At 60.0% G+C, this 15,128-nt stretch carries 14 protein-coding genes and 1 pseudogene; 10 read left to right on the forward strand and 5 right to left on the reverse strand.

Features of this window, described 5'->3' with window-relative positions; genetic code table 11:
• Nucleotides 1-8: 8 nt before the first annotated feature.
• Nucleotides 9-926, reverse strand: coding sequence for a LysR family transcriptional regulator (locus tag CEC48_RS02445; RefSeq protein WP_088422285.1), 918 nt, complete (start codon nt 924-926; stop codon nt 9-11).
• A gap of 185 nt (nt 927-1,111) precedes the next feature.
• On the opposite strand from CEC48_RS02445, the gene CEC48_RS02450 reads away from it, so the two are divergent.
• The 7 genes from CEC48_RS02450 (at nt 1,112) to CEC48_RS02480 (ending at nt 9,174) form a co-directional block, all read left to right on the forward strand.
• Nucleotides 1,112-2,632: an ABC transporter substrate-binding protein gene (locus CEC48_RS02450; RefSeq protein WP_088422286.1), complete on the forward strand. Its 1,521-nt coding sequence runs from the start codon at nt 1,112-1,114 to the stop codon at nt 2,630-2,632.
• A gap of 105 nt (nt 2,633-2,737) precedes the next feature.
• Entirely contained in the window at nt 2,738-3,655 is a 918-nt protein-coding gene (locus CEC48_RS02455) for an ABC transporter permease (protein ID WP_088422287.1), read from the forward strand.
• A 9-nt stretch (nt 3,656-3,664) separates the two neighbouring features.
• Nucleotides 3,665-4,567 carry an ABC transporter permease gene (locus CEC48_RS02460; protein WP_088422288.1) on the forward strand — a complete coding sequence of 301 codons (903 nt, stop codon included), beginning with the start codon at nt 3,665-3,667 and terminating at the stop codon, nt 4,565-4,567.
• A 32-nt stretch (nt 4,568-4,599) separates the two neighbouring features.
• Nucleotides 4,600-5,616, forward strand: a complete 1,017-nt coding sequence (locus CEC48_RS02465) for an ABC transporter ATP-binding protein (RefSeq protein ID WP_088422289.1) — start codon at nt 4,600-4,602, stop codon at nt 5,614-5,616.
• Nucleotides 5,613-6,602: an ABC transporter ATP-binding protein gene (locus CEC48_RS02470; protein ID WP_088422290.1), complete on the forward strand. Its 990-nt coding sequence runs from the start codon at nt 5,613-5,615 to the stop codon at nt 6,600-6,602. The genes CEC48_RS02465 and CEC48_RS02470 overlap by 4 nt, the downstream gene beginning before the upstream one ends.
• On the forward strand, nt 6,599-8,023 hold the full coding sequence (locus CEC48_RS02475) for a M20 family metallopeptidase (RefSeq protein ID WP_088422291.1): 1,425 nt from the start codon (nt 6,599-6,601) through the stop codon (nt 8,021-8,023). Before CEC48_RS02470 ends, CEC48_RS02475 begins: the two co-directional genes overlap by 4 nt.
• The gene (locus CEC48_RS02480) at nt 8,020-9,174 is read left to right on the forward strand and encodes a M20 family metallopeptidase (RefSeq protein ID WP_088422292.1); all 1,155 of its coding nucleotides are present in this window, start codon (nt 8,020-8,022) and stop codon (nt 9,172-9,174) included. The genes CEC48_RS02475 and CEC48_RS02480 overlap by 4 nt, the downstream gene beginning before the upstream one ends.
• A gap of 83 nt (nt 9,175-9,257) precedes the next feature.
• Here the strand turns inward: CEC48_RS02480 and CEC48_RS02485 are convergent, their stop codons facing one another.
• Nucleotides 9,258-9,722 (reverse strand): transketolase, encoded by a 465-nt coding sequence (locus CEC48_RS02485; protein ID WP_088422293.1) that lies wholly within the window; start codon nt 9,720-9,722, stop codon nt 9,258-9,260.
• Nucleotides 9,723-9,860: 138 nt separating this feature from the next.
• On the reverse strand, nt 9,861-10,877 hold the full coding sequence (locus CEC48_RS02490; RefSeq protein WP_088422294.1) for a 1-aminocyclopropane-1-carboxylate deaminase: 1,017 nt from the start codon (nt 10,875-10,877) through the stop codon (nt 9,861-9,863).
• Between the two features lie 201 nt (nt 10,878-11,078).
• On the opposite strand from CEC48_RS02490, the gene CEC48_RS02495 reads away from it, so the two are divergent.
• The 3 genes from CEC48_RS02495 to CEC48_RS02505 all read left to right on the forward strand — a co-directional run bounded on the left by CEC48_RS02495 (nt 11,079) and on the right by CEC48_RS02505 (nt 14,067).
• Nucleotides 11,079-11,588, forward strand: coding sequence for an Lrp/AsnC family transcriptional regulator (locus CEC48_RS02495; RefSeq protein WP_088422295.1), 510 nt, complete (start codon nt 11,079-11,081; stop codon nt 11,586-11,588).
• Between the two features lie 437 nt (nt 11,589-12,025).
• On the forward strand, nt 12,026-13,087 hold the full coding sequence (locus CEC48_RS02500) for an aromatic ring-hydroxylating dioxygenase subunit alpha (RefSeq protein ID WP_088422296.1): 1,062 nt from the start codon (nt 12,026-12,028) through the stop codon (nt 13,085-13,087).
• A gap of 29 nt (nt 13,088-13,116) precedes the next feature.
• The gene (locus tag CEC48_RS02505) at nt 13,117-14,067 is read left to right on the forward strand and encodes a PDR/VanB family oxidoreductase (RefSeq protein WP_088422297.1); all 951 of its coding nucleotides are present in this window, start codon (nt 13,117-13,119) and stop codon (nt 14,065-14,067) included.
• Nucleotides 14,068-14,073: 6 nt separating this feature from the next.
• Here the strand turns inward: CEC48_RS02505 and CEC48_RS02510 are convergent, their stop codons facing one another.
• Nucleotides 14,074-14,787, reverse strand: a complete 714-nt coding sequence (locus tag CEC48_RS02510) for a GntR family transcriptional regulator (protein ID WP_088422298.1) — start codon at nt 14,785-14,787, stop codon at nt 14,074-14,076.
• Nucleotides 14,788-14,882: 95 nt separating this feature from the next.
• Nucleotides 14,883-15,002: pseudogene (locus CEC48_RS02515) on the reverse strand (methyl-accepting chemotaxis protein); the annotation flags it as partial.
• Nucleotides 15,003-15,128 lie beyond the last annotated feature (126 nt).

Below are 15,128 nucleotides of genomic sequence, written 5' to 3' on the forward strand. Positions count from 1 at the left end.
TCGTCTTTTCAACGACGCTTGGCTTTCGCCAGCTCAGCAATCAGGAAATCCCTGAACGCAGAAACCGCCGCCGGTAAATTGCGTCCAGCCATGCTTTGCAGTTCGATGCGCCGTGCCTGCATGCCTTCATCAAGGATCGGCAAACATTGCAACTCCTTGTCCGCCACCTGTTTGTGCAAGGTCATTTCGCTGGCCAGGCTGATACCGCCCTCTTCGCGGACGAAGCTGTAGAGCGCGGCAACGTAATTAGTGGTCAGCACCGGGTCGAACAACAACCCCTGTACACCGCAACAGATGTCGAACAGTTGCCGTATCGTGGTATCGGCCTTGGGTAACGCAATGGGCCAGGGTTGCAACTCGGCGAGGCTGACCGCTTCACGTCCGGCCAAGGGATGGGCATTGGAAACCACGGCAAAAATCGCCCCACTGAGGACATGTTCGACCTTGATTTCCTTTTGCGGCGTCAGGCTGAAGGTCATCGCCAGGTCGGCTTCACCGGAACGAACCTTCTCAGTCGCCTCCGCCGGCGCACAGACCTCCAACGTGAAATGAATGCCCTGATACTCACGCCTGAACGCACCAATGCTCCTGGGCATGTATTCCAATGCAAAACCTTCCGAGCACGCGACATGCACATGGCCCCGTTGCAAGCCATGCAGCTCGGTAATTTCCAGTACCACCTGCTCGGCCTCAAGCTGCGACTTGCGCGCATAAACCGCCAATCGCGCCCCCGCCTCGCTAAGCACCATGCCGCGGGCACGACGCTCAAACAGGCTGGCATCCAGGGCCAACTCAAGCTTGGAAATTTGTCGACTCACCGCTGACGCCGCGACATTCAGCCGCACCGAGGCTTCGCTGATCGATCCGCATCGCGCGACTTCAAGAAAATAGCGCAGTGCCGTGGACTGCACGCCATACAGCTGCATCAGTGCCCCCAAGGATTGCCTTTTCGGCAAAGGAAGTATCGAAATATTGTGCTTGTGGCATTGATAGCCCTTCCCTACATTCGTGTCCAGACCATAAAAAAATAACCTGAGCTTTTCATCCTCCTTTACGCATTTGCGATTCGCTGCCCTTTGATTCAACCACTCTCGCCAACGGAGACGACGGCATGGGCATCAAAGGTTTCGCCTGCAGTATTGCGCTGATGGGCCTTATCAGCAGCTTCCCGGCGCATGCCGGCAAAGCCAACGACACCCTGGTTTACGCTTCCGACAGCGAGCCTGAAAACATCAGCCCCTATCACAACGATTTACGCGAAGGCGTAATTCTCGGCCGGCTGATCTGGGACAACCTGATCTACCGCGATCCCAAAAGCGGCGAATACAAACCCATGCTGGCCACCAGCTGGAAACAGGTCGACGACACCACCATCGACTTTGAGCTGCGCAAAGGCGTCAAATTTCACAACGGCGACGCGTTCACCGCCGACGACGTGGTGTTCACCCTCAACTACGTGGTGTCGCCCGAAGCGAAAGTCGTTACCGTGCAAAACGTAGACTGGATCAAGAGCGCCGAAAAAACCGGTGACTACAGCGTTCGCGTGTATTTGAAGAAGCCTTTCCCTCCGGCACTGGAATACCTGTCCAACGCCGTTCCGATGTTTCCCAAGCAGTATTTCGAGAAGGTCGGCCTGGCCGAATTCAGTCGCAAGCCAATTGGCACCGGGCCGTATAAAGCCGTGTCGGTGGTGGCTGGCGAAGGCGTGACCATGGAGATCAACAAGGACTACTTCCCGGACAGCCCACAAGGCAAGCCGCATATAAGCCACCTCAAGTTCCGGGTGATCCCGGATGCAGAAACCCGCCTGGCCGAGTTGATGACTGATGGTGTCGACTGGACCTGGCGTGTGACCGCGGACCAGGCAGTCGACCTAAAAGGTATGCCGAACCTGACCGTGACCAGCGGCGAAACCATGCGCATCGGCTTCCTGATTCTTGATGCCCGAGGCACGTCCACTGAAAACTCACCGATGAAAAACCTCAAGGTGCGCCAGGCCATCAACCATGCGATCAACCGCGATGCGCTGGCCTCGCAATTGGTGGGTGGCGAAGCCAAACCCTTGCAGGTTGCCTGTTATCCAGGCCAGTTCGGCTGCGATACCAGCGCGGCCACGGTCTACAACTATGACCCGGCCAAGGCCAAGGCGCTGCTCGCCGAAGCCGGTTACCCAAATGGCTTCGAGACCGAAATCTTCGCTTATCGTGACCGTGATTACGTCGAAGCCATCATCGGCAACCTGCGCGCCGTGGGCATCAACGCCAAGCTGCGCTACTTGAAGTACGCCGCCCTGCGCGACCAGCAACGTGGCGGCAAGGTTCCCATGTCGTTTCAGGCCTGGGGCTCGTTCTCGATCCTCGACACCTCGGCGTCGGCCGGTACCTGGCTCAAGGGCAACCCGGACGACAACATCAAGGACCCACAAGTGCAGGGCTGGTTGCAGACCGCCGACAATGCCCTCGACCCGCAAGTGCGCAAGGACAACTACCGCAAGGCGTTGCAGCGCATCAGCGAACAGGCTTACTGGGCGCCGCTGTTCAACTACTCGATGAACTACGCCTACACCTCCGAACTCGCGTTCACGCCGTACCCGGATGAGCTGCCGCGTTTCGTCGAGTCTACGTGGAAGTAATACGCAACCTGGCGGATTGATCGAAAGGTGCCGTGGCGCATGGAGTCTTGCGCGCCACGCACATGTCCTCACACACGCTACCCTTTGGATATGAGGAAACTTGCCATGCTTGGATTCCTTCTGCGCCGCCTGGGCATCGCTATTTGCGTTGCCATTACCGTGTCGGTGATCAGCTTTTCTCTTTTGCATCTGTCCGGCGACCCGGCCACCGCCATTGGCGGGCCGGAAGCCACCAGCGAACAAATCGAACAGATTCGCGTGCAGTACGGTTTGAACAAACCGCTACCGACCCAGTACTTCAACTGGCTGGGCGATTTGCTACGGTTGGACCTGGGCAACTCTTTTTTCTTTCAGGAGTCGGTCTACAACCTCGTCGCCAGCCGCTTGCCGATTACCCTCGGGCTGGGTGCCATGGCGCTGGGTATCGCCTTGCTGGTAGCGATTCCACTGGGCGTGCTGGCCGCGGTCAAACGCGACACCTGGGTTGACCGACTGGCCTTGAGCATTGCGGTGCTGGGCCAGGCAATGCCAAGTTTCTGGTTTGCGCTGATGTTGATCGTGGTGTTCGCGGTGACGCTCAAGTGGCTGCCGGTGTCTGGCAACTCGAGCCTGCTGCACTTTGTCATGCCGGCCATTGCCCTGGGCTACTACGCAACCCCGGCAATCATGCGCCTGACCCGCGCCGGCATGCTGGATGTGCTCAGTTCCGATTACATTCGCACCGCCCGCGCGAAGGGCCTGCGCCCGGCCCGCGTGTTGTTCAAGCATGCACTGCGCAACGCCTTGATTCCGGTAGTCGCGCTGGCGGCGGTGGAGTTCGGCTTCATGCTCGGCGGTTCGGTGGTGATCGAAACCGTGTTCTCCCTGCAAGGCATCGGGCAACTCGCCTGGGACGCCATCGCCCGTGACGACTTTCCGGTGGTGCAGGCCGTGGTCCTGCTGATTGCGGTGATCTACATCATCCTCACCTTGCTGGCCGATGTGCTCAACGCACTGCTCGACCCGCGCATTCGCGTGCGCTAGGAGGCTTACATGAGCACCCCCACTCCCCTCGCGATCAATGACTACCTGCCACCTCCGAGCAGCCTGAGCCGAGTACTTGGCAAGAGCTTTCGTCATCGTGGTTTCGCCATCGGCGCGGTGTTGTTGCTGATCATCTTCGCGGGTGCACTGTTCGCGCCGTGGCTGGCACCTTACGACCCTTATGCGCAAGACGTGATGCTGCGCATGAAACCGCCGGTATGGATGGCCCACGGCACCTGGGAATACGTCCTCGGCACCGACAAACTGGGCCGTGATTACCTGTCGCGACTGCTCTACGGCGCACGTATTTCGCTGTTCATCGGCATTGCGGCGGCGCTGATTTCCGGCTTTATCGGCACCGTCATGGGGCTGTTGGCGGGTTACTACGGCGGCAAGGTCGATGCGTTTATCAGCTACCTGATCACCACCCGGCTGGCGATGCCGGTCGTGATGGTGGCGCTGGCCTCGGCGTCGCTGATGGGCGGCTCACTGAAAGTGGTCATCGTGCTGCTCGGCAGCTTGTTATGGGATCGCTTCGCGGTGGTGGTGAGGGCTTCGGTGCAACAGATTCGCGATGCTGAATATGTGGCGTCAGCCCAGGCGCTTGGCTGCTCGACCCTGCGCATTCTGGTCAGTGAAATCCTGCCCAATCTGGTCGGCGCGCTGATCGTCGTCGCGACGCTGGAAATGGCCCACGCGATCCTGCTGGAGTCAGCACTGTCGTTCCTGGGGGTTGGCGTGCAGCCGCCGACGCCGTCCTGGGGTTTGATGATCGCTGAAGGTAAACCCTACATGTTCTTTTCCCCGTGGGTCATCGCCATTCCCGGCGTCGCCCTGATGATTCTGGTGCTGGGCATCAACCTGGTCGGCGATGGCCTGCGCGATCTGATCCTGCCCGACGGCCGTAACTGATAGACGGCCGTAACTAATAGAGGGTACCGAACATGGCACTACTCCATGTAGAAAACCTGCGCGTGGACATCCCCATGGGCAACAGCCCGACGCCGGATGACATGCTGCATGCCGTGCGTGGCCTGGACTTTGAAGTCGAGCGCGGTGAAATGCTGTGCATCGTCGGCGAATCCGGCTGCGGTAAATCCCTGACCTCGCTGGCGCTGATGGACCTGTTGCCACGCAAGGCCAAACGCACCGCGTCCCGGCTGACGCTGGACGGCATCGACATGCTCGGCCAGAGCGAGCGGCGCATGTGCGACCTGCGTGGCAACCGCCTGGCGATGATCTTCCAGGAACCGATGACCTCACTGAACCCGGCCTACAGCATTGGCGATCAGCTCAGCGAAGTGCTGACTCAGCATCGCAAGGTGTCGCGCAAGGATGCGCTGGCTCGCGCCGCGCAGATGCTGGAGAAAGTCGGGATCAGCAATGCCACCGAGCGCTTGCGTCAGTATCCGCATCAACTTTCTGGCGGTTTGCGCCAGCGGGTAATCATCGCCATGGCGTTGATGTGCGAACCGGACCTGATCATCGCTGATGAGCCAACCACGGCACTGGATGTGACCATTCAAGCGCAGATCCTGCGCTTGATCCGCGACATTCAGAAAGAACTCGGCCTGGCGGTGATTTTCATCACCCACGACCTTGGGCTGGTGGCACGGATCGCCGACCGGGTCGCCGTGATGTATGCCGGGGAAATCGTCGAAACCGCCCCTGCCCTGCAACTGTTCGAGAACCCGCAGCATCCGTATACCCGTGGCCTGCTGGCCAGTATTCCAATCCCTGGCCGGACCAAACCGGGTGAGGCGCTGGGTTCGATTCCAGGCCTGGTGCCGAGCCTGGTCGGCGAACAGCAAGGGTGTGCGTTCCGCAATCGTTGCGGCCTCGCGATACCGGCCTGCGCGCAAGACATCCCCGAAGTCGAACAGGACGGGCACATGGCGCGCTGCCTGTTCGCCGCACCGGCCCCGGCACCGATTCGCCTTCAGGAGCGCGCAAGGTCATGAAAAAAGACATCACGTTGGAGCTGTGTGACATCCGCCGCGAGTTTCGGATCAACAAGGGCTTTTTCAAACCCGCCGCCACCCTGAAGGCCGTGGATGGCGTTTCCCTGCGTCTGATGCGTGGCGAGACCCTCGGCCTGGTGGGCGAGTCCGGTTGCGGCAAAAGTACCCTGGCCAAGATGCTGCTCGGTCTGTTGCCGCCTACCAGCGGCGATGTGCTGGTCAATGGCAAACATCTGGCGGCGACTGACCGCAAGGAAATGTCCCGGCATATTCAACCGATATTCCAAGACCCGTATTCCTCGCTGAACCCACGCAAGACCCTGCGCGAAATCGTTACCCTGCCGCTGATCGTGCATGACATCGGCAGCACCGCCGAGCGGCGCAAGAAGACCGAAGAAATGCTTGATGTGGTCGGCCTGCCCAAGCGGGTGATCGACAGCTACCCGAGCCAGCTGTCGGGCGGGCAACGCCAGCGGGTGGCGATTGCACGGGCGCTGATCATGCGCCCTGATGTGTTGATCTGCGACGAGCCCACCTCAGCGCTGGATGTGTCGGTGCAGGCGCAGATCCTCAATCTGCTGCAAGACCTCAAGCGCGAATTCGGCCTGACCTATCTGCTGATCAGCCATAACCTGGCGGTCATCGAACACCTCGCAGACCGGGTCGCAGTGATGTATCTGGGGCGCATCGTCGAAGAACGCACTCGCGAATCGTTGTTCGCCAACCCCGGCCACCCTTATACCCGCGCCTTGCTGGATTCGGTGCTCACGCCCGATCCGCGCCTGGGCATTCCCGAAATCGGCCTGCACGGCACCTTCCCCAACCCCATGTCACCGCCGTCCGGTTGCGCCTTCCATCCGCGCTGCCCGAGCTGCTACGCCCCCTGCAAAACGGCCTATCCGGCCAATGGTCCGCTTATCGGCGGCAACGTGCGTTGCCACCTTCACGACAATTCTGCCCAAACACTGGAGCTTGTCCACTCATGAGTCGTTCACTGGCTATCAGCAACACCACAGAGCAATTCGACAACGGCGATTTTTTTAATCTACTCGAACGTAGCGTCGCCTTGCACACCGAAAGCCAGGCAGCGGACAGCCAGCCCGAGCTGTATCGCTACCTCAATGACTTCATCACCCCGCATGTCGAGGCGATGGGCTTCAGCGTCAAGGTCTATGACAACCCGGTGGCAGAACGCGGCCCCTTCCTGATCGCCACACGTATTGAACATCCGGAACTGCCGACCGTGCTCAGCTACGGCCACGGTGATGTGGTGCGCGGCTACGAGGCGCAATGGCGTGAAGGCTTGTCGCCGTGGCAAGTCATTGCCGAAGGCGATCGCTGGTACGGCCGCGGCACGGCGGATAACAAAGGCCAGCACCTGATCAACCTGACCGCGCTGGAGCAAACGCTCAAGGCTCGCGACGGCAAGCTGGGTTTCAACGTCAAGCTGCTGTTGGAAATGGGCGAAGAAGAAGGCTCGCCGGGCTTGAATGCGTTCTGTGCCGCACACAGTAAAGAGCTCGCGGCGGATATTTTCATCGCCTCGGATGGCCCGCGCCTGGCGGCATCACGCCCGACGATTTTTCTCGGCTCACGCGGGGTGTTCAACTTCGAGCTGGTGGTCAATTTGCGCGAAGGCGCTCATCACTCCGGCAACTGGGGCGGGTTGCTGGCCAACCCCGGCATCATTCTGGCCAATGCCATCGCGAGCATGGTCGATGAACACGGTCGGGTGAAAGTTGCGGGCCTGATGCCCGAGACACTGCCGGAGCCGGTTCGGCAGGCACTGGCCGATATTGACGTCGGTGGCGGACCGGGCGATCCGGAAATCGACGCCAACTGGGGTAACCCGCAGCTCTCGCTGAGCGAAAAGGTGTTCGGCTGGAACACCCTCGACGTCATCGCCTTCAAGACCGGCAACCCGGACGCCCCCGTGCATGCGATTCCCGGCAAGGCTAACGCCCACTGCCATATCCGCTTCGTGGTCAACAGCGACTACACGACTTTTATCCCGGCTGTGCGCACCCACCTGGATGCTCATGGTTTCAGCAATGTCGAGGTCAAGCAAAGCCGCATCGATGTGATGCATGCCACTCGGCTGGATCCGCAAAGCCCGTGGGTCAGCTGGGCGCTCAGCTCCTTGGCACAAACCACCGGCAAAAAACCTGCGCTGCTGCCAAACCTCGGCGGCTCGCTGCCCAACGACGTGTTCGCGGACGTGCTCGGCCTGCCGACATTGTGGGTGCCGCACTCGTACCCGGCATGCTCACAACATGCGCCGAACGAGCACTTGCTGGCACCGGTGGTCAAGGAAAGCCTGCAAATCATGGCCGGGCTGTTCTGGGACCTGGGCAACGACGCGGCACGCCTGACTCAGGAACATCAGTTACGGGAGCAAGCGCAATGAGCGCCACCCCACAACAGGCGCTGGACTGGCTTGCTGACCAGCGCCAAGCCATGGAAACGCTGCTGCAGCGTATCGTCGACACCGATTCCAACAGCTATGACAAGGCGGGCGTCGATGCTGTGGGCGCGCTGCTCGCGGCTGAACTGGAAGCCGACGGCATCCTGCTCAAGCGCATACCGGTCGATGGTTTTGGCGACGTGATGCTCGCCGAAGTGCCAGGCGAATCTGGAAAGCCGGTGTTGCTGCTGGGCCATCGCGACACGGTTTTCCCCAAAGGTACCACCACGACTCGCGGCTACAGCCGCGACGCCAACCTCGCCTTTGGCCCCGGTGTCGCCGACATGAAGGGCGGCCTGGTGCTCAATTGCTTCGCCCTCAAGGCGCTCAAGCGCGCCGGTCGGTTGCCCTATCCGGTGCAGGTTCTGTACACCGGTGACGAAGAAATCGGCTCCGGCAGCGCCAGAACCCATATCGAAAACGCAGCCCTTGCCGCCCGCGCCGTGCTCAATACCGAGCCCGGCCGGGCCAGCGGTAACGTGGTCAGCGCACGCAAGGGCGGTGCCACGCTGATCATCGAAGTCAGCGGCCGCGCGGCACATGCAGGGGTCAACCATGCCGACGGCGCCAGCGCGATCGAAGCCCTGGCACGCAAGATCGTCAAGCTCCATGCCTTGACCGATTACCCGGCAGGCATCACCACGAACGTCGGCCTGATTTCCGGTGGCACCTCCAGCAACACCGTCGCGCCGAGCGCCTGCGCCCGGCTGGACGTGCGCTTTATCGAACTCAAGCACTGGGACCAGATCTTCAGCGCAATCCAGGCCATCGTCGCAGAAGAAGAACTGATCGGCACCCGCGCCATCCTCAAGGAAGCGACGACCTTTCTACCGATGGAAGCCCATCACAGCGAACGGCTGCTGCACATCTACCAGCAAAAAGCGCTGGCGCTGGGTTTCAGCGTCGAAGGCGAGTTCACTGGCGGTTGTGCCGACTCCGGATTCACCGCCAGCCTGGGCATTCCAACCCTGTGTGGCCTGGGGCCCGTGGGTGGCAAGGTCCACACTGATCGTGAATACCTGGAACTGGACACGCTGGTGCCTCGCGCCCTGGCCTTGGTGGCGACTATTTTGGCTGTCGGCGACAGCGCTTGAGGTAATGGGTCTCTATGAATCGTCGGGGTCAGGGTGTCGGACAGGTTCACCGAGCACCCCAAAACAGTTGACGAGGGCATTGGTTAAATCACGCCGCGCGACTGCAACAGGCTTTTCGCCAGACCCCGGGTCGCCGATAACACCTCTTCCACCTGTCGATCCATCGCCGCAGTGGAAGAGGCTATTTTTCCAAGCTCGACAACGCGCAGCGGATGGCCACAGACGGACCCCAGCCAGGTCAGGCCAGGAGCCGTGCCAACTTCGACATCCAGTAAAAAGCTTCCATGAGGGACACAGCGCAACAGTTGGCTGGCATAACACGCGTCGCCCCCAGCAGATTTCTCCGGGCTAGACCCAGCCCGCAACCAGTCGACCCTCAACGCCTCGGATTGCTGGATGGCCAGATGAGCCACTTGGTCCCAGTCATCTATCGCCAGGTGCAGCTTGTCGATCATGTATTGGGGCAATGCGACGCTGGTAACGATGACCACTGCGGCATCCGCCGAAGGTTGCTTGATCCAGACTGCGGATTGCGATATCGCATGCATGGCGGTACTCCCGGCGGTTTGGTAGGAGCCGCTTGCTCCGGACGGCGGTCTGACGATGAGGCCATGACATTCAATATTGATGCCGACTAACCCCACCGCTTCGTGAGCAAGCTCGCGCCTACAGGTTATTGGCGTTAATCAACCGTTGCGGAACAGGAAGCTGTAGGCATTCAGCGCAGGCGCCCCGCCCAAGTGCGCGTAAAGCACTTTCGAGCCTTCGGGGAACTCGCCACGGCGGACCATTTCAATCATCCCGTGCATGGACTTTCCCTCGTACACCGGATCGGTCAGCACGCCTTCGAGGCTCCCGCACAGGCGAATGGCTTCCAGCGTACCTTCGTTAGGCAAACCGTATTCCGGATAGGCGAAGCGTGTGTCGAGCACCACATCCTCTTCGGTGATCTCGCGGCCTAACTCCACCAGTTCTGCGGTGTGCCGGGCGATACGCAGGATCTGTGCCTTGGTTTTCTCGGGCTTGGCCGAGGCATCAATGCCGATAACGTTCTTCGAACGGCCGTCCGCGGCGAAGCCGACGACCATGCCGGCCTGGGTACTGCCAGTCACGGAGCAGACCACGATGTAGTCGAACTTGAACCCCAGTTGTTTTTCCTGCTCCCGCACTTCCTCGGCAAAGCCGACGAACCCGAGGCCGCCGTAGGGATGTTCGGAACACCCCGCAGGGATCGGAAACGGTTTGCCGCCCCGCTCCACCACATCGTTCATGGCCTTCTCCCAGCTGGGCCGGATGCCAATGTCGAACCCGGCGGCGTCCAGTCGTACATCCGCGCCCATGATGCGAGACATCTCGATATTGCCAACGCGGTCATACACCGCATCGGAGTAGTTCACCCAATTTTCCTGGACCAGCACACACTTCATGCCCAGATGGGCAGCGACGGCGGCGACCTGACGGGTCTGGTTCGACTGTATCCCGCCGATGGACACCAGGGTGTCGCAGCCCTGTTCGAGTGCTTCGGGAATCAGGTATTCGAGCTTGCGCGTCTTGTTGCCGCCGAAGGCCAGGCCGCTGTTGCAGTCTTCACGTTTGGCATACAACTCGACCTTGCCGCCCAGGTGTTCGCTGAGGCGTTTCAAGGGCGTGATGGGAGAAGGACCGAAGGTCAGCGGATAACGTTTAAAACGATTCAGGTTCATGACTCTGCTCCTTGTTTATTGGGTATCCAAGCGCCAGGCCGAAAGGCAAAAGAGGCTGCATTGCAGGCTCTTTCAGAGGGGCTTCGATGAGTTCAATATTAAGAACAAAGCTGAAAATATGTGTTGCAAGTTTCAATCATTTAAAGAAACATAAATCATCAAATACTACTTAAAACATATTTTTATTGTGTAGAAACCAATATGAACGCAACAAATAACCACAACAAGCCCGACGCCTCAGGTGCGCAGCCGCACCCGCTGGACCGGACCGACCGCGCCATTCTCAAGACCCTGCAGCGAGACGCCTCACTCTCCAATGTGGCGCTCGCCGAGAAGGTGAAACTGAGCGCGCCGGCCTGCCTGCGACGAGTCGAACGCCTCAAGCAGGCGGGCCTGATCAAGGGCATTGTCGCGTTGCTGGACAATCAAGCGCTCGATGCAGGGATGGTGGTGTTGATCGGCGTGGTGCTGGACCGCTCGACGCCGGAATCCTTCGCAGCCTTCGAAACCGCGGCGCAAAAGGTGTCTGGCTGCATGGAATGCCATGTGGTGACGGGGGAATTCGACTACTTCATGTTGATACGAACCAAGGACAGCAACAGTTTCAACCGGCTACACGCAGAGCAATTGCTTTACCTGCCCGGGGTTCGCCAGATTCGCTCGTTCATGGGGTTGCGCCAGGTCTTGTCGACAACCCACATCCCCCTTTGATGCACAAATCAGCCCGAGCAGGCGTGGGCCTGCATAAACGTTACCTCACCGCGGCAATCGTTTCACAGAGCCCAAGCTGTCGGTCACCTTGTAGATCGGATCGCGTTTACTGTGTGGTAATTGATCGGGAGTGCGGCTTTTAATCCCGCCGCGATTGATAGCGTGTCGTCTTTCATCGTCTCCAGCCTTGCCGGAAACTCTGCAAATGCTCCCTGCAGAAAATCTTTGCTGGCGTCGAAGAGTCAATGTGTTGCCCGGAAGCTCCTGCCCCTCCTACCTCAAGGCCCAATGGATCCACTAAATCCAAAACACAAAAAACATATCCGATGATCGCACAACTAATAGCACTCAAACCAAAAGACACGCTTGACTCCAGCAAACGCGAGCCATTTAATGGATCCATTAAATAAGAACAATCCCTCGCCTGGAGAGTCGCCATGTATCCCAAGAACACCTGGTACGTCGCCTGCACACCCGATGAAATCGCTCAAAAACCGCTGGGTCGGCAGATCTGCGGTGAAAAAATGGCGTTCTATCGTGGCTCGGAAGGCAACGTCGTGGCCATCGAGGACTTCTGCCCCCATCGCGGCGCACCTCTGTCTCTGGGCTATGTCGAAAACGGTAATCTGGTGTGCGGCTACCACGGCCTGGTCATGGGTGGCGACGGCAAGACCGTCGAAATGCCCGGGCAGCGGGTGCGCGGTTTTCCGTGCAACAAGACCTTCGCTGCGGTTGAACGCTACGGCTTCATCTGGGTATGGCCAGGCGATCAGGCCCTGGCCGACCCGGCGCTGATCCATCACCTGGAATGGGCGGTGAGTGATCAGTGGGCCTATGGTGGGGGCTTGTTTGACATCCAGTGCGATTACCGCCTGATGATCGACAACCTGATGGACCTGACCCACGAAACCTACGTTCACGCCTCCAGCATCGGCCAGAAAGAAATCGACGAAGCACCGCCGGTGACCACGGTCGAAGGCGACGAAGTGGTGACCGCCCGGCATATGGAAAACATCTTGGCCCCGCCGTTCTGGCGCATGGCCCTGCGCGGCAATAACCTCGCCGATGACGTGCCGGTAGACCGCTGGCAGATCTGCCGTTTCACCCCGCCCAGCCATGTACTGATCGAAGTCGGCGTGGCCCACGCCGGCAAGGGCGGCTACAACGCCGCGCCCGAGCATAAGGCCGCCAGCATCGTGGTGGACTTCATCACCCCGCAAACCGATACCTCGATCTGGTACTTCTGGGGCATGGCGCGCAGCTTCAATCCACAGGACCAAGCACTGACCGCCAGCATTCGCGAAGGCCAGGGCAAGATTTTCAGCGAAGACCTGGAGATGCTCGAACGCCAGCAACAGAACTTGCTCGCCCACCCCACGCGCAACCTGCTCAAGCTCAATATCGATGCGGGCGGCGTGCAGTCACGCAAGATCCTGGAGCGACTGATCGCCAAGGAACGCGCCCTCGAACCGCAACTGATCGCCACGACCACCGCCTGAACAACGCGCCAATACTGCGAGGACTGAATATGATCGATGTGGTGGTGGTGTCGCGTAACAACGAAGCCCAGGATATTTGCAGCTATGAGCTGGCCGGTGTGAATGGCAACCCACTGCCCGCCTTCAGCGCCGGCGCGCATATTGACGTGCACCTGCCCGATGGCGTGATCCGGCAATATTCCTTGTGCAATCACCCTGAAGAACGCCATCGCTACCTGATCGGCGTCCTCAAGGATCCGGCCTCTCGTGGCGGTTCCCGCAGCCTGCACGAACAGATACACAAGGGCGCCCACCTGAAGATCAGCGAACCGCGCAACCTGTTTCCCCTGGCACACGAAGCCCAGCGCAGCCTGCTGTTTGCCGGCGGTATCGGCATCACGCCGATTCTGTGCATGGCCGAGCGACTGGCCCATGGCGGTGCCGATTTCGAACTGCATTATTGCGCCCGCTCAAGCGAGCGCGCGGCCTTTGTAGAGCGCCTCAAGGGCTCATCGTTTGCCGAACGGGTGTTCCTGCATTTCGACGAGCAGCCCCACACCGCCTTGAATGCAGCCCAGGTGCTGGCGGCGCCTGCAGATAACGTGCATCTCTACGTTTGCGGTCCCGGCGGTTTCATGCAGCATGTGCTCGATAGCGCCCGTGCCCAGGGCTGGCAGGAGGATTGCCTGCATCGCGAATACTTCACGGCGGCACCGGTAGACAGCAGCCTCGACGGGTGTTTTTCGGTGAAGGTCGGCAGCAGCGGCCAGGTATTCGAAATACCGGCCGACAAGAGCGTGGTCCAGGTCCTGGAAAGCCACGGCATCGAGATTGCCGTGTCCTGCGAACAAGGCATTTGCGGCACATGCCTGACTCGTGTGCTGGAAGGCGTACCGGAGCACCGTGATCTGTTCCTCACCGAGCAGGAACAAGCCCTGAACAACCAGTTCACCCCCTGCTGCTCGCGCTCGAAAACCCCACTGCTGGTGCTCGATATCTGAAGCGCGTCACTGCTCGCGCAGAATGACCTTCATGCGCGCGTTGGCAGTGGCTGAACTGAAGATCTCGGCATAACGCAAGGTCGCGTTGGCGTGCTCGCGCATGATCGCCTCGGCCCGCGCGCCCTGGCGATTGACCAGGGCATCGAATACCGAATGGTGTTGCATGTGGGCATAGTTGAAACGCCGGTATTCACGCGCCATGTCCTCGCGATCCACCGCCAGCGCCGTCACCGAAGCGAACGGCAGGTGATCATTGCGTGCCAGCGCGTCGGCGATTGCCGGGTTGTGGCTGCCTTCCACGATGACCTGGTGAAACCGCATGTTCAGGTCGTGATACACCTCAAGGTCGTCCTCGGTCACGTAGCCCTTGTCGAACAGTTGATCACCCTCTACCAGGCAACGTTCCAGCGCAGCGCGTGCCTCGTCGGACAAACCATGCTCGGCGGCTTGACGCGCCGCCAGGCCTTCGAGCACACCGCGCACCTCGACGCCCCCGGCGATGTCGCTGGGGCTGACCGAACGCACTTGATACCCGCGCCCGCCAAACGGGACCAGCAGCCCTTCCTGTTCGAGGGTGCGGAATGCCATGCGCACGGGCATGCGCGACACGCCGAATAACTGTGCCGTGGGAATTTCCATCAGGCGTTCGCCCGCCGCCAACTCCCCGCTGGCAATCATCTTGCGCAGTGCAACCAACACCAATTGACCGGGCTTACTCATCCAGACAACTTCCAGGACACGTGGGCTGCCATAGTACCGCAAGCCTCGCTTCAGCAACCCCCTTTCCTGCATAGCCGCGGAATGCATGGATAGGTTCATTGCTTGTGCTGATGCAGCATCGTCTGAATCTGCTGCGTAGCCTGACGTGTATTCTCCGCCAGCTTTCGCACCTCATCGGCCACCACCGAAAACCCGCGCCCGACATCACCCGCCCGTTTTCACGATTAGGAGCCTGCTGGAGTTCCTCGCGAAACATTTCCAGCGTTTGCCCGCTGCGCTCCCGCCTGGCATTAGAAAAAAACGGCGCCCTCAGGCGCCGTAAACAATCGATGGTTATCAGC

It is taken from the genome of Pseudomonas sp. K2I15 (assembly GCF_002204795.1).
Taxonomy (GTDB): Bacteria; Pseudomonadota; Gammaproteobacteria; order Pseudomonadales; family Pseudomonadaceae; genus Aquipseudomonas.